General features: G+C 47.3%; 11 protein-coding genes. 7 read left to right on the top strand and 4 right to left on the bottom strand.

The features are described 5' to 3' along the window. Positions 1-26 precede the first annotated feature (26 nt). Positions 27-1,943, top strand: coding sequence for a metallophosphoesterase family protein (locus DN730_RS07880; RefSeq protein ID WP_115467578.1), 1,917 nt, complete (start codon positions 27-29; stop codon positions 1,941-1,943). Positions 1,944-2,020: 77 nt separating this feature from the next. Here the strand turns inward: DN730_RS07880 and DN730_RS07875 are convergent, their stop codons facing one another. Together DN730_RS07875 and DN730_RS07870 are read right to left on the bottom strand one after the other, a co-directional pair. Continuing rightward, positions 2,021-5,128 carry an efflux RND transporter permease subunit gene (locus DN730_RS07875; protein WP_115467577.1) on the bottom strand — a complete coding sequence of 1,036 codons (3,108 nt, stop codon included), beginning with the start codon at positions 5,126-5,128 and terminating at the stop codon, positions 2,021-2,023. A gap of 15 nt (positions 5,129-5,143) precedes the next feature. After that, entirely contained in the window at positions 5,144-6,343 is a 1,200-nt protein-coding gene (locus DN730_RS07870; protein ID WP_115467576.1) for an efflux RND transporter periplasmic adaptor subunit, read from the bottom strand. Between the two features lie 101 nt (positions 6,344-6,444). Between DN730_RS07870 and DN730_RS07865 the strand changes: the two genes are divergently transcribed. Then, on the top strand, positions 6,445-7,026 hold the full coding sequence (locus DN730_RS07865) for a TetR/AcrR family transcriptional regulator (RefSeq protein ID WP_115467575.1): 582 nt from the start codon (positions 6,445-6,447) through the stop codon (positions 7,024-7,026). On the opposite strand, the gene DN730_RS07860 is transcribed toward DN730_RS07865, so the two are convergent. Next, complete coding sequence (locus tag DN730_RS07860) at positions 7,023-7,904, bottom strand: DMT family transporter (protein ID WP_115467574.1); 882 nt, start codon at positions 7,902-7,904, stop codon at positions 7,023-7,025. The two genes, DN730_RS07865 and DN730_RS07860, sit on opposite strands and share 4 nt — an antisense overlap. Positions 7,905-7,950: 46 nt before the next feature. Continuing rightward, on the bottom strand, positions 7,951-9,171 hold the full coding sequence (locus tag DN730_RS07855; protein WP_115467573.1) for an FAD-dependent monooxygenase: 1,221 nt from the start codon (positions 9,169-9,171) through the stop codon (positions 7,951-7,953). Between the two features lie 287 nt (positions 9,172-9,458). Here DN730_RS07855 and DN730_RS07850 point away from each other — a divergent pair, with 287 nt between their 5' ends. The 5 genes from DN730_RS07850 to DN730_RS07830 are packed head-to-tail and all read left to right on the top strand — an operon-like array spanning position 9,459 to position 18,692. Then, complete coding sequence (locus DN730_RS07850) at positions 9,459-10,913, top strand: circularly permuted type 2 ATP-grasp protein (protein WP_115467572.1); 1,455 nt, start codon at positions 9,459-9,461, stop codon at positions 10,911-10,913. A 2-nt stretch (positions 10,914-10,915) separates the two neighbouring features. Further along, complete coding sequence (locus DN730_RS07845) at positions 10,916-11,860, top strand: alpha-E domain-containing protein (protein ID WP_115467571.1); 945 nt, start codon at positions 10,916-10,918, stop codon at positions 11,858-11,860. Next, a complete protein-coding gene (locus DN730_RS07840; protein WP_115467570.1) occupies positions 11,857-15,225 on the top strand; it encodes a transglutaminase family protein in 3,369 nt (1,122 codons plus the stop codon). The genes DN730_RS07845 and DN730_RS07840 overlap by 4 nt, the downstream gene beginning before the upstream one ends. Positions 15,226-15,246: 21 nt before the next feature. Beyond that, complete coding sequence (locus DN730_RS07835; RefSeq protein ID WP_115467569.1) at positions 15,247-17,814, top strand: circularly permuted type 2 ATP-grasp protein; 2,568 nt, start codon at positions 15,247-15,249, stop codon at positions 17,812-17,814. Beyond that, entirely contained in the window at positions 17,811-18,692 is an 882-nt protein-coding gene (locus DN730_RS07830; RefSeq protein ID WP_115467568.1) for a transglutaminase family protein, read from the top strand. The genes DN730_RS07835 and DN730_RS07830 overlap by 4 nt, the downstream gene beginning before the upstream one ends. Positions 18,693-18,715: the final 23 nt, after the last annotated feature.

Here is an 18,715-nt window from a genome sequence, read left to right as displayed (position 1 = left end):
TGGCCTCAACAAGATAGAGTATAAAAATGCACTTACCCTTAGATACTCAAAGCAGCACCCTTACACCCATTTTAGCAGGTCCAATACTACGCAAACTAGAAACACACTGTTGCCACATCTGGCTGGCCACTAGCGCCCCGTATGATTTAATCATTGACTTGTTTGATGAACATCATCCTTTTTCTAGCGACACTAGCTCGCAGCGTATCAAGGTCGGTAAAAAGCTTTTTCTACATTTCATTACTGTCCACACAGAACAAGAAATCGAAGAGTTAACCCCTTATTCTTACTCAATTAAATTGCTCGATCCAATCACTGGCGAGACGATTTCGGGGCAACTAGACGAGCTGTGCTACGACTCTGAAACCCTACCAACATTTATCCGAAAAACGCGGATTGATTCGTTGCTTCATGGGTCATGCCGTAAGGCTCATTACGGCTATAAGAACCTAAACGAACGCCATCACATCGGTGACGGCCTTGCACAGGCAGACAAATGGGTCGAAACAGTCCCCATAGACGAACGGCCAGCGCTGCTCATGCTATCTGGTGACCAAATCTATGCCGATGATGTGGCAGGCCCAATGCTCAGCGCTATCAGACAGGCCATCACAATACTTGAAATTGATGAAGAGTCTTTGCCCGACCGAGAGCATGACCTTAATCATGATCCACTTTACTATCATCGCGAAGCCCTCCTACCCCAGAACCAAGAATCCGAAGCGATCTACCAGCAATTTTTCAAAGGCAAACGAAAACCTGTGTTTACCACTGACACAGCACATAATCACCTTATTAGCCTCGCGGAAATACTATGCATGTATCTGCTGGTATGGTCGCCAAACTTGTGGAAGTCAATCTCATTAAACATCCCGTCGAGTATTCAAGACGATGACGATCAAAGTCGCTACCTAAAAGAGCAAAAAGCACTAGAAGAATTTGTGACTCAGCTCCATCGCACCCAACGGGTGTTAGCTCACCTTCCAACCGCGATGATTTTTGATGACCACGATGTCACAGATGACTGGAACCTGACCGCTGAATGGGAGCAAACCGCATACGAACACCCCCTCTCCAAGCGCATCATTGGCAATGCCATCTTCGGCTACTTTCTGTGTCAAGGCTGGGGCAATAGCCCAAGTACGTTTGACCAATCTTTCTTTCACGATGCGCAAGTCGCCATTGAAGATAACCACAACGACGCAAAAGATGTATTCATTGATCGGCTATTGAAGTTCGATCAATGGCATTATGAGTGGGACACTGCGCCAAAGCTGGTCGTGTTAGATACTCGCACTCATCGCTGGCGTTCGGAAAAAGGGCTAAATCATCCGTCTGGACTGATGGACTGGGAAGCGATTACGGACCTTCAACAAGAAATAAAAGATTTAGACTCGGTAATACTCGTATCACCCGCTCCAATTTTTGGCGTTAAGCTGATTGAAACGGTTCAAGCTATTTTTGCATGGTGTGGCAAACCCTTGATGGTTGATGCTGAAAACTGGATGGCACACCCCGGATCCGCTTACGCATTGATCAACCTATTTACTCACCCTAAAACCCCTAATAATTTCATCATCCTATCCGGTGATGTGCATTACTCGTTTGTTTACGATGTTCAACTTAGAGGTCATAAAAGCAGCCCTAATATCTGGCAAATCACTAGCAGCGGCCAGCGTAACGAGTTCCCACACCGTCTTTTAGATTGGTTTGACCGACTCAACCGCTGGCTTTATGCACCATGGTCACCGTTGAATATCTTTACCAAACGTCGCACGCTCCATATTTCCCCACGTAAACCCGAAAACGCCAATCGAGGAGAACGATTACTAAACCAATCTGGGATAGGGTTAGTAAGTATTAACAAACAGGGTAAACCAGTGGAGATCAGTCAACTGTGTAACAACAACCAAAAGGTCAAGTTTAAGCGCTCAAAAACCTAAAGCATGACTAATAAGTAGCCTACTTAGAAAAAAAAGGAGCCATTGGCTCCTTTTGATTGTTCATTCAGTCACCAGAATCAATCAACTATCGGACGTTTTGGGAACATACGACGGATCAACACAAAGAACAGCGGTACAAAAAATATCGCTAGTACAGTCGCTGACAGCGTTCCCCCTACGATACCCGTACCAATAGAAATACGACTGTTCGCGCCAGCCCCAGAGGACAACGCTAACGGCAACGTCCCGACAATGAACGCTAAAGACGTCATAATGATTGGGCGTAAGCGAAGCGTCGCGGCTTCTTTTGCCGCATCCCAAACGGTTTCACCACGTCGATAGGCCGCTTCAGCAAACTCTACGATCAATATCGCATTTTTAGACGACAACCCTATCGTCGTCAGCAACGCGACTTGGAAGAATACATCATTTTGCAACTCCCTAAAGTAGACGGCCGCAGCTGCACCTAAAACACCCAACGGAATTACCATGATGACAGAAAAAGGCACCGTCCAACTTTCATACAACGCGGCAAGACACAAAAACACCACCAGAATAGAAATGGCATACAAAAAGTAAGTCTGACCACCCGCCTGCTGTTCTTGATAAGATAAGCCACTCCACGAGTACGTTGCCCCAGAAGGCAAGTTATCAGCTAACCGAGCCATCTCAGTCATGGCATCACCAGAACTTAAACCAGGCGCTGCGGAACCTTGAATTTGATAAGAAGGTAAGCCATTGAAGCGCGTCAGACTCTTAGGGCCGAACGTCCATTCACTCTCAGAAAAAGCAGAGAATGGCGTCATCGTATTACCGTCTCCGCGCACATACCAATGCTGTAGATCAGATGGCGCGCCACGGTATGCCGCGTCACCTTGAAGGTACACTTTCTTCACTCGCCCACGGTCAATAAAATCATTCACATAACTCCCTGCCCACGCGGCTGAGAGTGTGCGACTGATGTCGTTCATAGAAAGCCCCAATGCAGCCGCTTTTTCCTGATCAATATCGATATGCAGTTGAGTAGTCTCGCCTTGCCCGCCCATGCGCACTCCATTCAAAATAGCGCTTGCATTCGCATCAGCCAGTAACTGACTACGCATTTCGACCAATGTATCTCGAGTGGTATTACCTGCGGCTTGCAACTGAAAGGTAAAGCCATTACTTTGCCCAAGCCCCATTATAGAAGGAGGCAAAAGTGAGAATATGCGTGCATCTCTGAGTCGCGCAAACGCACCATATGAGCGCCCTACGATTGCTTTCGCACTGCTGCCAGGTGCAGTTCGCTCGTCCCAATCTTTGAGCAATACAAATGCCATACCGGCATTTTGTCCAGTACCCATAAAACTAAAGCCCGAGATTGTGAAGATCGAATCAACGTAGTCTTTCTCTCCTTCCAAGAAATGATTTTGAACTTGCTCCATCACTTCTTCGGTTCGGGCCAGCGATGCGCCTTCTGGCAATGACACCATTACCATGATCGAACCTTGGTCCTCTTCAGGTAAGAACCCTGTCGGAACATTCACCATCAGGTAACCCATCCCAGCAATGATCACCAAATAACCGGCCATCCAACGCACTGGCTTTCTGATTAAACGCGCTACGCTCCCCGTATAACGTTTGTTAAAACCATCGAACGTCTTATTAAACCAAGCACCAAGACCGCGCTTTTGTTTGTGATGGCTCGGCTTTAGAAGAGTGGCACATAACGCAGGCGACAAAGTCAACGCAACAATAACTGACAAAATCATCGACGATACAATCGTGATCGAAAACTGACGGTAGATTACCCCAGTCGAGCCACTAAAGAAGGCCATCGGCACAAACACCGCTGATAAAACCACAGCAATACCGATTAATGCGCTGGTAATTTCCTTCATCGACTTAATCGTTGCTTCGCGGGCAGATAGTTTTTCCTCTTCCATCACCCGTTCGACGTTCTCTACGACGACGATGGCATCATCAACCAATAAACCAATCGAGAGCACCAAGCCGAACATGGTCAAGGTATTAATGGAGTAACCAAACGCTTGCAAGACGCCAAATGTACCTAACAACACGACAGGCACCGCAATGGCAGGTATCAAGGTTGCCCGCCAGCTTTGCAAAAATACAAACATGACGATGACCACCAGCGCGATGGCCTCAAACATGGTCTTCACAACTTCTTTAATGGAAATTTTAATGAAGTCTGTCGAATCTCGCGGTAGCTCGATAGAGTAGCCGTCAGGTAGGTTTCTTTTCAGCTTATCCAACTCAGCACGAACAGCTTCTGAGGTCGACAGCGCATTAGCTCCAGGAGCTAACATCACAGCCATACCGGAAGAGGGGTGACCGTTTAAGCGTGGTGAGAAGTTATAGTTTTCGCTGCCAAGCTCAACCTTAGCGACATTTTTTAGACGCACTGTCGCACCATTATCATCATACTTTAAGATGATATTTTCGAATTCCTCTGGCGTTTGCAGCTTTGATTGAGCGGTCACAGTCACATTAAGCTCTTGACCTTGCTCCGCTGGATAGCTACCTAAACTGCCTGCTGCTACTTGGGTGTTTTGCGACGCAATAGCACTCGACACATCCGAAGGCATTAGGTTATAGGTCGCCAACTTAAGAGGGTCTAACCAAATACGCATGGCGTAAGCGGAACCAAAGATTTGTACACTGCCGACACCATCAACCCGCGAGATTGGATCTTGTATATTTGAGACCAAATAATCTGATAAGTCGCTTGCGGTATCACGATCGGTCTCGTCAAACAGCGCCAAAATCAGCAAAAAATCAGATTGGGATTTGGTGACAGAGACTCCCATCTGCTGCACGGAATTAGGTAAGCTGGACGAAATCTGCTGTACTTTGTTTTGCACTTGGACTTGTGCCGTATCAGCATCGGTCCCTTGTTCAAAAGTGACTTGAATACTGGAACGGCCACTGGCACTGCTACTGGATGAGAAATACAACAACCCATCTAAGCCAGTTAATTGCTGTTCAATGATTTGCGTAACACTGTTTTCTACTGTCTCAGCGGATGCGCCATTATAACTTGCCGTTATCCGAATGGATGGCGGTGCAACGTTAGGATATTGTGACACAGGCAATTGCGTAATCGCCAAAACCCCTGCCAACATGATAACAATCGAAATAACCCACGCGAACACAGGTCGGCGAACAAAAAATTGAGCGATCATGAACGACTCCCTAGTTTACTGGCCACTGGTTGCAGCGTTTACGGCAACCATACGACCTGTTTGAGCATCACGCTTCAATTCAACTGATGTCACATCTGAACCTACACGAACTTTTGCCGTTCCTTCTACAATCACCTTATCGCCTACAGTGATTCCTTGGGTCACATACCACTGATTACCAACCGCGCGTTCGGTTTTAACGATCCGCTGTTCTACTTTATTGTCAGGCGTGACGACCAATGCCACGGCCTCACCTTTAACGTTTCGAGAGATACCTTGCTGAGGTACTAACAACGCCTGTCTATCGCGTAAATCAGCAATTTCGCCGCGGACAAACATCCCTGGCAACAGCAAACCATCTGGATTCGGAAACTGAGCACGAATGGTGACAGAGCCTGTCTGCGCATCAACACTGACTTCGCGCGTCTTTACTTTTCCTTCAAATGGATAAACCGAACCATCTTCGAGCGTCAGGGTGACGTTTTGAGAGCCCTGCTCAATGTTGGCATCACGCAATAGAGTACGTATATGGAGTTGATCCACGCTCGTCTGAGCTAAGTCGACATACATCGGAGAGGTTGCACGGATCGTCGTCATAACCGTCGCTTGTGCAGCAGTCACTAAAGCACCAACCGACACTCGAGAAATGCCAATTTTGCCATCAATAGGCGCGGTAATTTGGGTATGTTCAAGGTCGATTTTCGCACTATTCAACGACGCCTTCGCTTTTTTCTGAGCAGCGACGGCCGACAAATATGCAACATAGGCATCATCAAGATTCTGCTGAGAAACGTTATTCTGTTGTTTTAAAGCACGGTAACGATCATAAGTTTGCTTTGTTGATTTAAGTGTCGCCTCGGCACTTTCTAGGTCTGCCTGAGCCTGTTCAACACGACTTTCATAGGACGAAGACTCTATCTGATACAGCAGGTCACCGGCTGCGACGGTTTGCCCTTCTTCGAATAAACGCTTTTCAACAATCCCACCAACTTGTGGGCGAATCTCAGCTTCAAGGCTAGAAACGGTTCGACCGGGTAGCTCGGATGTCAGCTCAACATCTGCCGATTGGATCGTGATTACACCGACTTGAGTCGCCGGCCTTTGCTGAGGTGCAGACGCCGCCCCACTCTTAGAACTGCTTTCGCTTTCTTGGCAACCCGCCAAGACAGCAGAGGCCAGCATCACCCCGATCAAAAGTGTATTTCGTGACAGCATATACTGAGAAAACTCCAATAATTATCATTTGAGAATGAACGTTCACTCACACTATAATCGAGCCTATCCGTAGTTCCCATGTATAAATAGTGCAAATAAATATGAAAACGCCAACGATAAATGAGCAACAACGCCGCCAGCACATTTTGGATGCATTTATCGTGCACGTTATAGAAAAGGGGTTTCACCGCGCCAGTATGAGCAGCATTGCGAAAACAGCAGGCTTGAGTGTTGGTCAGATTTATCGCTACTTTGAAAGCAAAGAAGACATTATTCATGCACTGGTAGAACGCAAAACCGAAGAATACTTATCTCTTATGGAAGATTTTTTAGATAAGAAAGACTGGCTTGCCCGCCATTTTGAACAGGTAGAAACGCAGGATTTTTATAACCAACGCATACTCCATATTGAAATTCGTGCGGAGGCAACTCGTAACCCCAAAGTCGCCAAGATCCAATACGACGCAGAATTGCGCTTAAACGCTCAAGCAGTGAGCATCGTAAAACAACGCTACCATCTAGAAGATGAGATCGATATCGCAGCTCGCGTTGAGTTTCTTGTCTCCTTAACAGAAGGCATGCTTTCTCGAAGCCAGTGTTTACAAAGACCTTTCTCGATCCAAGCTCACGCACTCTACCAGCGCATATTTGATGAACTGTTCCCAAATCATAATCGGTCTTAATTAGCGGTAAATATGGCTCGGATTTGAGTCCACCTACTGATTAACATCGCCAGAAATATGAGTACACACCCAATAATTTGAATCATTAGCATCTGCTCGCTGAACCACAATGCCGCCAATAACGCTGTCCATACTGGCTCAAGATTCATAATCACAGCAGCGTGGCTGGCAGGTGTAAGACTTTGACCATACGTTTGCAGTAAGAACCGCAAACTGGTGGCAATCAACGCACTGGCTAGGAACCAACCAAAAATAGGAAGCGGCACGGCGGCTGGCAATGTTTCTGTCAGCGCTGACAAGACAGCCAAAAACAACCCTGAGACGGTCAACTGTATAGCGGTCAAAACCAGTACATGCAATCTCGTGGACATGCGTGATAGAAGATTAAACTGTAACGCTGATGAGACCGCAGCAGCCATGAAAAACAGTAACGCCCACTCAAACTCAACACGGCCATTCAGGGCCAAACAGCCCAACCCTAAAACCGCAAACGGTAAAGCAAACCAGATACTTACAGGCGGCCTATCACCAAAAATAAAGCGAGCAAAGACAGGCACTAAGATAACACCTAAACTGGTAATGAATGCCCCCACCCCAAGACTGCTGCCTTGATCTAAGCCCAGCACCCAAAACGCCATCGTGATTCCCATCACTAAGCCCACAGTCATAGCGCCCTTGATATCCTGCCAACGCAAACTATGAAAGTATTTCCGACCCGCAATACACAAGACAAAACCCGCGACCATAAATCGTGCGGCCATAAAGAAAAACGGCGGTAGCCCTTGCAGCGCCTCTTTTGAAAAAATCCAACCGAACGCTGCAATTATCGTGACTAACAAAAGTACGAGTTCGGCTTTAAAATGGGAGCGATGACCCACGATAGAGATCCTTGTAAAAGATTCGCAGCAAACTAGGTTCGCTACGTTAAAGAGGTAAGCTAGTGACATCGTAGCCATAAACTTGATCAAGTTTACTGTCTACAATGCCTTTGGCATAACGGGAAACAAGACTCAACGCATTGAGTTTGAGCTGCCCAGCTAAGCCACCATGCATGTGATATAAGCTCGCGTTATCTCGTGACATTTGCTGAATTTGTGTCGTCCGAGGTTTACGGAGCGCTTCATATTTTTGATACGCGTCAGAATAATGATATTTTGTTAACAATTGAGCCAAGACGTATGCATCTTCAATGGCCATGGACGCGCCTTGCGCCATGAACGGCAGCATTGGGTGACACGCATCACCTAATAGCACGACGCGTTGATCAGACCATCTTGTTAAAGTTGGTCGCCCATTAAGCGCCCATAGAAACGTTTTGTCACACGCGGCTAAGACTTCGGTTACTTCAGGATGCCAACCCGCAAACTTCTGTTGTAATTCATTAACGTTTCCCTCTGTTCGCCACGATTCTTGCAACCATTCAGCACGCTCTTCAACCGCTACAAAATTTACCAATTCACCGCCACGTAGATAGTACGTTACAAGATGTTGATTGGGTCCCGCCCAGACGGTCGCATCGGGCTTCACGTTAATGTGCTTTATATCATCCGCTCGCACGGTGCCGCGCCAAGCGACTTGCCCAGTAAAGAATGGTGCCTCGATACCAAGCATTAACTCTCGCACTTTAGAATGAATGCCGTCTGCGCCAATCAACAGATCTGCTTGTTCCGTTTTTCCTTCCAGCAAAACCGTGACATTTTGCTTGGTGTTACGGTACCCCATAACACGATGGTTAAGCTCTATCTCAACCCCATTAGCATAACACTGCTGAACCAATATGCTGTGAAGATCGGCCCGATGGACATGCCAGTAAGGCGCTCCGTAACGTGTTTGAGCCGTCTTACCAAGCGCACTTTTTAAGTAGTAACGACCAGAGCGATAATCTCGAATACAAGCGTTTTGAGGTGCAAAATGATGTGTTTTTAGAGCATTATCAATACCAAGTGAGCGCATCACTTTCATTGAGTTGGCGCTAAGTTGTAAACCTGCCCCAACCTCAGACAACGTTTTCGTTTGCTCAAATATTCTGACTTGATGACCCTGCTTCGCCAACCCCAACGCCAGCGTTAATCCACCGATCCCCGCACCAACAACAATAATATGGCACGTCTGATGCACATCATTCACGACAAATTCCTTATCCATTGATCAAATCCAGTGACATATTAGCAAAAATGGATGCGAGTTACTTGATATAGGTTAGACGATGTTATGGATACTAGCCTAATTGCTAGATACATCTGGCAATTTAGCCAAATAATGACTAGCGGTTCAGTGACATGTCGGCTAACACTGAATAAGAACAACTAATTTGTCCGAAACACATAAAACCATTTGCCAAGGGCGCATTTTTAGCGCATCAATAGAGTTATAGATCAAATGGATGCACACTGTTGATGCGGTTTATAAGCCGTTAAGGGGACACCAAAGATATGGATACACTGACAGCGAACTACCAAGCTGGCATTTTCTACGATGAACTAATCAGCCAAGAAGGCAATGCTCGAGCACCTGCAAAACAACTTCTCAAATACCTCGATTCGCTACCAACGGAAGAGTTAGAAAAGCGCAGAATTGCAGCCGAGGCAACCGTTCAAGAAATGGGAGTCAGCTTTACAGTCTACACCGAAGAAGGGAACATTGACCGAGCATGGCCCTTTGACATCATCCCACGAACCATTGACGCGAAAGATTGGGAAGTCACCGCCGCAGGGCTCAAACAAAGACTTACAGCCCTCAATCGCTTTATTGATGATCTATACCACGATCAAAACTGCATCAAAGATGGCATCATTCCAGAACACATCATTAAACATTCAAAAAACTTTCGACCAGAGTGTGTCGGCGTATCCCCTGCATACGGCGTGTGGGCCCACATCTGTGGGACGGACCTAGTTAGGGATGAAGAAGGTAAGTTTTTTGTATTGGAAGACAACTTACGCGTGCCCTCTGGTGTGTCCTATATGTTGGAAAATCGTGCAATTACCAAGCGAGTTCTACCAGAGCTGTTTGAAAACGACGACATATTACCAGTTGGCTCCTACACATCAGATCTATTTGATACCCTCGCCGCCCTGTCACCAAGAGACACAGAGCAACCTGAAATCGTTGTGTTAACGCCTGGAATCTATAACTCTGCTTACTTTGAGCACGCTTTTTTAGCACAACAAATGGGGGTTGAATTAGTAGAAGGCAGTGACTTATTCGTCGATTCCGATGACTGCGTTTACATGAAAACCATCTACGGACCAGAACGTGTTGACGTGATCTATCGACGCATTGACGACCTATTTATTGACCCAGAAGTGTTCCATAAAGACTCTGTCTTGGGCGTTCCAGGGTTGATGCGTGCTTGGCAAGCGGGCAATGTGGCACTCGCCAATGCGCCAGGCGCTGGCGTTGCCGACGACAAAGTTGTATACGCTTATGTCCCCGACTTAATTCGATACTACTTGGACGAAGAACCCATTTTGGCGAACGTTAAAACTTATCTATGTGATGACGAAAAAGATCGTGAATATGTTCTCGCCAATCTCGACAAGCTTGTCGTCAAGCCTGCAAACGAGTCTGGTGGCTACGGCATGCTCGTCGGTCCGCATTCAACGAAAAAAGATCAGCAGTTATTCGCGCAGCTGATCAAAGACAATCCACGCAATTACATTGCCCAACCAACGCTAAAATTATCTACTTCACCGACCTTGATAGGCAAAGGTTCATTGGAACCGCGCCATCTCGATCTGCGCCCATTTATTTTACAAAGTAAAACCACTCACGTTACTACCGGAGGGCTGACACGCGTCGCTATGAAAAAAGGCTCGTTAGTCGTCAATTCGTCACAAGGTGGTGGTAGTAAAGACACATGGATTGTGGAAACTAAAGGAGACTAACTATGCTTTCAAGAGTTGCTGAACGCTTATATTGGAGTGCTCGCTACCTTGAGCGTGTAGAAAACACGGCTCGTTTGGTGAGTGTATACGACGACCTATTATTTGATTTGCCACCAAATGTGGCGATCTCTTGGTACAACTTGATCGAGATAAACAGTGGCGTTGAAGCCTTTAACCAACGCTACAAGATTCGTGACGAGCATAATGTCGTCAAGTTTTTACTTTCGGATGACACCAACTCAAGCTCATTATTATCGTCTTTGAAAATGGTTCGCGAAAACATTCGAACCAGCCGAGATGTCATGCCCGGTGAGACATGGGAGCTCATTAACGAGCTCGATATGTACGCTCGCGAAAACATTAAACGGGGCATCAATCGCTCTGATCGCCATGCTTATTTGAACACCATTGTCGAAGGCTGCCAAAAGATCATCGGGCTATTCGCCGCCACCATGGACCGAGATGCAGGCTGGAGCTTCCTCATCCTTGGACGCTATTTAGAACGTGCCGATATGAACACTCGAATCATTGATGCGGCCAACACTCTAATGCTCCAATCACGTGCCGAAGAAGCCATTGAACTTGGCCAAGTCGTCTGGTCAAAAGTATTGAAATCACAAAGCGCGTATTTGAGTTTCCGACGTACTATGCGCACCTCCATTAGTGGTGCACGGGCAGTAACGTTTTTACTAACCGATCCAAACTTCCCTCGCTCGCAACAATATTGCATAGGCGAAATTAAGAACGCCGCCTCTGCGTTACCGCGTGCAGGAATTGTATTGGTCACAGCGGATAACCTTTTGAACAAAACACAAGGCATTGAGCACTCAAGCATGCTTAACGAAGACTTCAGCGAGTACCTAAACCAAGTCCAACTCGACATCATCTCATTACATCATCAGATCACGGAAAATTGGTTTAACTTTAAACAAGGAGATGCGGCATGACCATTCGTGTAGCGATTCAACACACGACTACCTACGAATTTGACCGCTTTGTAAACGTTGCTCCGCATATATTGCGTTTGCGCCCAGCGCCACACTCACGTACTCATATTCACGGCTACTCACTAAAAGTTAGCCCAAGTGATCATTTTATTAACTGGCAGCAAGACCCGTATGGCAACCACCAAGCTCGATTAGTGTTTACGGAAAAAACCAATAAGCTGGAATTTGCAGTCGAAGTCATCGCCGACATGACAGTCATCAATCCATTTGATTTCTTCGTGGAAAGCTATGCTGAAACCTTTCCGTTTGCCTACGATAAGCAACTGACAGAAGAGCTAACACCTTACCTCAAAACGTCTGAGGACTGCGAAGCGTTACAAGAATGGCTTAAAGATGTCGATCTAACAGAAAAGCCAATTATCGACTTTCTTGTCGAAGTGAACAGCCGCTTAGCCAGTGATATTGGCTACGGTATCCGCTTAGAGCCAGGCGTTCAAACTTGTGAAGAAACGCTCACGCTAAAAAAGGGCTCATGTCGTGATACCTCATGGCTATTAGTACAAATTTTGCGCCACCTAGGACTCGCAGCCCGCTTTGCGTCTGGTTATCTTGTCCAACTCACCGCAGACATCAAAGCACTTGACGGCCCGTCTGGCCCTGAAGAAGACTTCACTGATTTGCATGCATGGTGTGAAGTCTATCTACCAGGTGCAGGTTGGGTAGGTTTAGACCCCACCAGTGGTTTATTTGCCGGTGAAGGCCATATTCCTTTGGCTTGTACTGCCGAACCTATCTCTGCTGCGCCGATTACAGGCTTTACCGACGAGTGTGAGTGTGAATTCAGCTACAGCAACGTTGTTACGCGTATTCATGAAGATCCTCGTGTAACCAAACCCTACAGTGATGAAGAGTGGCGCAATATCAAAGCGCTCGGGGAAGCCGTAGATCAACAGCTCAACGAGGGCGATGTTCGCTTAACCATGGGTGGCGAACCAACTTTTGTCTCCGTTGATGATATGGATTCAGACCAATGGAATACTGGCGCGCTAGGTGCAGACAAACTGCGCCTTGCAAAAGATCTATTACTGCGCATGAAAGCCAAGTTTGGCGCAAATGGATTGCTGCATTATGGGCAAGGTAAATGGTACCCGGGTGAAGAAGTGCCTCGCTGGGCGCTCGGTTGTTTTTGGCGCACAGATGGTGAGGCACTTTGGCACAGCCCAGAACTCCTAGCGCGCGTTGATAAAAACTATGGTCTAACAGAGAAAGATGCAGCGAAATTTGGTACAAAGCTTTGTGACACGCTAGGTTTAGAACAGAAGTATCTTCAACCCACCTACGAAGACACGCTTTATTATTTATGGCTTGAGCGCTCCCTACCGGATAATGTGAATCCCCGCAAAGCATCGCTCGAAGACGACCTAGAGCGCCGCCGATTAGCCAAACTACTGAATCACGGACTTGACCGAGTCAGTGGCTACGTTTTACCGGTGCAATATCGTAATGATGAGTGGCAAAGCAGCCTTTGGCCAATGCGTGCTGATACCATCACGCTGATTCCTGGTGACAGCCCAATGGGGCTACGTTTACCCCTCAACTCTTTACCGGCGATCAGCCAAGAGGAGCAAACTCACCCACGGGATCCGTTTGACTCAAGTGATCCACTGCCGACGTTTGGCCGCACCTCAGAGCCAGTTAAAGCAGCAACCACGTTGCAAGCACGCTACAAACAGAAGAAGGCCAGCGTTAAACCTGAAGAGCAGCGCAAGGTCACCAATAAAGAAGTGATTCGCACCTCGTTGTGTGTTGAAGTTCGTGATGGCCGTATGCATGTGTTCTTACCACCAGTGGATTTACTAGAGCACTATGTGGCTTTGATTCATGCCATTGAAACCACCGCTTCAGAATTATCCATCCCTGTGATCATAGAGGGCTATGAGCCCCCTAAAGATTCACGTATGCAGAAGTTCTTGATCACGCCTGATCCAGGTGTTATCGAAGTCAATATACACCCAGCAAATAACTGGAAGGAGCTAGTATACAATACGGAGACGCTCTATGAGGAAGCATTCCAATGTCGTCTAGGCTCGGAAAAGTTCATGCTGGATGGTCGTCACACGGGTACGGGTGGCGGTAACCACGTTACTCTCGGTGGTAAAACGCCGGCCGATAGCCCACTGCTACGTCGCCCTGATTTACTGCGCAGCTTAGTCACTTACTGGCAGCATCATCCTGGGCTTTCTTACCTATTTTCTGGCATGTTTATTGGCCCAACCAGCCAAGCCCCCCGTCCAGACGAAGGTCGTGATGAAGCTCTCTACGAGATGGAGATTGCTTTTCAAAACATGCCAGATGGCTTCGTAGAAGAACCTTGGCTAGTCGATCGCCTAATGCGCAATTTACTGGTCGACATCACAGGTAATACTCACCGTTCGGAATTTTGTATTGATAAGCTTTACGCGGCGGGTACCAGCAGTGGTCGCCAAGGATTGCTCGAATTCCGTGGCTTTGAAATGCCACCGCACGCGCGGATGTCCATCGTTCAGATGCTTTTACTACGTTGTTTGGTCGCACGTTTTTGGAACGAACCTTATAAAAAGCCATTAGTCCGCTGGGGCACATCATTGCATGACAAATTTATGCTGCCGCACTTTGTTTGGAACGACATCAAAGAAGTCGTTGATGACCTTCAAGCACATGGTTTCCCTTTCAAATTAGAATGGTTGGCTGCCTTTGAGGAATTCCGCTTCCCTCATTACGGGCGTCAGCAAATCGGGGAAGTCGAGCTTGAACTGCGTTGGGCGATTGAGCCTTGGCATGTGTTAGGCGAGGAAGTCAGCCAGTCAGGCACTGCTCGCTATGTGGATTCTTCCGTCGAACGCTTGCAAGTACGATTAACTGGGTTAACGGAAGGTCGTTATGTGTTGGCATGTAATGGTCGTCGTGTACCACTTCGCAACACAGGGCGTAAAGACGAAGCCGTCGGCGCCGTTCGTTATAAAGCGTGGGCACCACCGTCTGCGCTCCATCCAACGTTAGAGCCCGATGCGCCGTTAGTCTTTGATCTGATCGATACGTGGAATGGCATGTCGGTTGGTGGCTGTACGTACCATGTCAGCCACCCAGGAGGACGTAGCTACGATACGCTCCCAGTTAACAGCAATGAAGCTGAAGCAAGGCGTGTGAACCGTTTTTGGGATCATGGCTTTAGCCAAGGACCTATCTCACCAGCACCGGAATTGGCTGGTTTACGGGAGTTCTATGAAAACGAGCATGTCCCTCGACCGATGGCGCCACCAGAAGAGGAAATATGTCATGAGTATCCACATACATTAGATCTCAGAAAGAAGTATACTAGGCTTTAATTACTTCAGAACTCAGAGATCATGAACAGCCTTGTTTCCACTCAAACAGCAGCGACATCAACGTCGCTGCTTACGTCTCCCTACAAACAACCCGTAGGTGCGTATGATGAAGCGTTTACCTCCAACGGGGCGGCTCGCCCACATTGGCAAGCCATTTTGGAGTGTATTACCAGTTTAGGTATGCAAGGAATGCAAGACCGACACAGTCGCGCGCAGCGTATTTTGCGCGATGACGGTGCCACCTTTAACCTTAAAAATGACCCGTTATCGCCATCTGTTTGGGCATTAGATATTTTGCCAAATGCCATCACCTGTGCAGAATGGCAACACATCGAGTTAGCCTTACAGCAGCGCTCGACGCTGTTCGACCTTATTTTCAAAGACCTTTACGGCGAGCAACGCTTGTTAAAAGAAGGGATTGTGCCGTCGGAAATCATCTTTGCGCATCCAGGCTTCTTACGCCAATGCCACAATATGAATTTGCCTGGTATCAAGCATTTAACCTTTCACGCTGTGGATATGGTGCGAGATCAAAGTGGTCAATTCATTGCGATTGGTGATCGTACTCAAACCCCTAGCGGAGCAGGCTATGCACTGGAAAACCGCACGGTTGTCTCACGAATACTCCCGAGTTTGTTCCGTGATAGCCATACCATGCGGTTGGCACGCTTCTTTCAAAACGTGCGTGACACGTTAACGAACTTAGCCAGTCATATCACTGACTCGCCTCGTATTGTCGTGTTAACACCAGGGGCATACAGCAACACTTACTTTGAACACGCTTATCTGTCCAACCACCTAGGCTACCCATTAGTACAAGGCGGCGATTTAACCGTTCGCAATGGTAAAGTCTGGATGAAGTCTCTCACGGGTTTGACACAAGTCGATGTCATTATGCGTCGGCTAGAGGACAACTATTGCGATCAAGCTGAGCTGACGTCCGATGCGATGCTAGGCGTCCCGGGATTACTCGAAGTTGCTCGTCAGGGAAATGTCGTCATTGCAAACCCAATCGGATCAGGGATTCTCGAAACCCCCGCGCTATTGTCATTCTTACCCCAAATCAGTCAATGTCTGATGAATGAGGCACCACTGTTGCCATCAGTGGAGTCCCGCTGGTGTGGAGACCCTGAGCAATTACATTATGTGCTCGAACATTTAGCCGACTTCATCATCAAACCAGCGCATCGCAGCACTCAAAGCAAAAGCCTTTACGGCCATACTCTGGATAAAGAAGGGTTAGCAAACGCCAAAGCCACGATCTTGGCAAACCCAACCGAGTACGTCGCGCAAACTTATATCCCAGGCTCGATGATGCCCATTTGGGATAAAGAACAATTAAGTAATCGCCCGTGTCTGCTGAGAGCATTTACTGTTGCGACGGATGAAGGGTATTGTGTGATGCCTGGTGGCCTGACGCGAGTCGCAGATTTTCCAGGTGAAGACATCGTCACCAATTTATCCGGCTCTCGCAGTAAAGACACCTGGATTCTCAGCGATACACCTGAACTCGATCGTGAAGTCAGTGTCGCGACCATACAAGCAGTCCAAGCACAGCAAAGCAACCTGCCTAGTCGCGTCATAGAAAATCTCTTTTGGTTTGGCCGTTATGCTGAACGAGCTGAGATGGGCCTACGGCTAATGCGCACGACGTTTAAACAGCTCAATGGCATTGACCACTTCCCCGATGAAAGTCGAGAAGTTTTGTTAAGTGCATTGTCTGAAATTACTGGGTGCTTGCCTGGCTTTGTTGATAACCCAGAACTTACTCAACAACCCAACGATGAGCTGGCCTCGCTGGTAATCGACGGCCAACGTACAGGTAGCATTAAAGCCAATTTGCAGTTGATGTTGTCCTGCGGCGAACAAGTCAAAGAAATGCTATCTGCCGACACGCGTATCATTCTGAATGAGTTACGTGATCACATTCACAGCTTAGAACGCGCTTATATAAATGGTTTACCCGCGGTGCCAGAGGAGTCGTTAGATGGCTTAGTCACAACTCTACTCGCTTTATCAGGCCTCAGTCACGAGAGCATGTTACGGGGCATGGACTGGATGTTCCAAGAGATTGGACGACGAACCGAACGCGCCTTACTAACCGCCAAGTTGCTTAAAACGACCTTAAGTAAGCCGTTACCAAGCTTACAGCAACAACAGATACTAGAATCCGTGTTACTGAGTGTGGAAGCATTGATCTCCTTTCGTCGACGTTATCGCACGCAAGCCAGGGTATCGTTCGGTCTAGACTTACTGATGATTGATCGAAGCAACCCACGCTCCTTGATCTATCAGGTTGAACAACTACGAAAATACGTCAACGAGCTACCGCATACACAGCAGGCAGGTCTTGGTTTGTCGCCAGAGAACAAACTGATTATTAAGTCTCTTAATGACATTCAATTGGCTGATTTGGAAGACTTAGCTCAAACAGAAGAATCGTCCCAAACACGTCAAAACCTAGAATTACTGATGACAGAAATCACCGACCAGTTAGAACAGCTCACGACCATTATCAGTGACAAGTATTTTGATCACACAGCAGGCCCTCAGCAGCTGATCAAATCGAAATGGAAGAATGACGTATGAAGTACCGAGTACGACATCTCACAGAATACAAATATGGATCAGCGGTAACCCTGTGCTATAACATGGCGCACCTATTACCAAGAGACACGTTAAATCAGATCTGTGTAAACCGACGTCTACACGTTACCCCGACGCCCATATACCAAACCGAGAGCGAAGACTATTTCGGTAATCCGACGTACTACTTTTCGATTCAAGAGCCTCATAAAAAGCTGATAATTGATATGGAATGCGTCTATGACATAACGCCGTTGGAACGCTCCCAACAACTGTTTCTTGGCTCAGTTACCTGCGGGGAGCTGCGCCAATTGCTTGCCGCAGCAGAGACACCAGAGCTTCGCATGACGAAAGAATATTTGATGGATTCACCGCTTATCCATCGCTCATCAGATTTGGCCGATTATGCCGCACAAACTTTTGATGATACCGTACCCGTGTTACAAGCAGCGCTCGACTTTACCCAAAAAATATTCAATGAATTTACCTTTGACCCCACTGCAACAAGCGTCAGTACCCCTGTGGAACAAGTTCTATTGGAAAAACGAGGGGTTTGCCAAGACTTTGCTCATTTAGCCATTGCCTGCATTCGGTCCGTCGGCTTGCCGGCACGCTACGTCAGTGGTTATTTGGAAACCTTACCCCCTCCAGGACAAGAAAAACTTGTGGGTGCCGATGCATCACATGCTTGGTTTGCCATTTACATTCCAGACATGGGTTGGGTAGAGTTTGACCCCACTAACAACCTTATGCCAAGCGACCAACATATTGTGACGGCTTGGGGACGAGATTACAGCGACGTCACGCCACTACAGGGCGTAATATTTGACGGCGGTGAATCTCAAACCATTAAAGTCTCTGTTGACGTGCAGCGCTGTTAATTGTGCTGCATGCCTTAAACCCT

Origin of the sequence: Marinomonas piezotolerans, from assembly GCF_003362755.1 — a bacterium.
In the GTDB taxonomy this organism is placed as follows: Bacteria; Pseudomonadota; Gammaproteobacteria; order Pseudomonadales; family Marinomonadaceae; genus Marinomonas; species Marinomonas piezotolerans.
The sequence above is the reverse complement of the archived record's forward strand: the minus strand, read 5'-3'. Positions and strand labels throughout refer to the sequence as shown.

What these genes read in the sequence shown, in the direction of transcription:
- DN730_RS07880 (WP_115467578.1), top strand. Translation starts at nt 27, where the DNA reads ATGCACTTACCCTTAGATACTCAAAGCAGCACCCTTACACCCATTTTA.
- DN730_RS07875 (WP_115467577.1), bottom strand. Translation starts at nt 5,128, where the DNA reads ATGATCGCTCAATTTTTTGTTCGCCGACCTGTGTTCGCGTGGGTTATT.
- DN730_RS07870 (WP_115467576.1), bottom strand. Translation starts at nt 6,343, where the DNA reads ATGCTGTCACGAAATACACTTTTGATCGGGGTGATGCTGGCCTCTGCT.
- DN730_RS07865 (WP_115467575.1), top strand. Translation starts at nt 6,445, where the DNA reads ATGAAAACGCCAACGATAAATGAGCAACAACGCCGCCAGCACATTTTG.
- DN730_RS07855 (WP_115467573.1), bottom strand. Translation starts at nt 9,171, where the DNA reads ATGGATAAGGAATTTGTCGTGAATGATGTGCATCAGACGTGCCATATT.
- DN730_RS07850 (WP_115467572.1), top strand. Translation starts at nt 9,459, where the DNA reads ATGGATACACTGACAGCGAACTACCAAGCTGGCATTTTCTACGATGAA.
- DN730_RS07845 (WP_115467571.1), top strand. Translation starts at nt 10,916, where the DNA reads ATGCTTTCAAGAGTTGCTGAACGCTTATATTGGAGTGCTCGCTACCTT.
- DN730_RS07840 (WP_115467570.1), top strand. Translation starts at nt 11,857, where the DNA reads ATGACCATTCGTGTAGCGATTCAACACACGACTACCTACGAATTTGAC.
- DN730_RS07835 (WP_115467569.1), top strand. Translation starts at nt 15,247, where the DNA reads ATGAACAGCCTTGTTTCCACTCAAACAGCAGCGACATCAACGTCGCTG.
- DN730_RS07830 (WP_115467568.1), top strand. Translation starts at nt 17,811, where the DNA reads ATGAAGTACCGAGTACGACATCTCACAGAATACAAATATGGATCAGCG.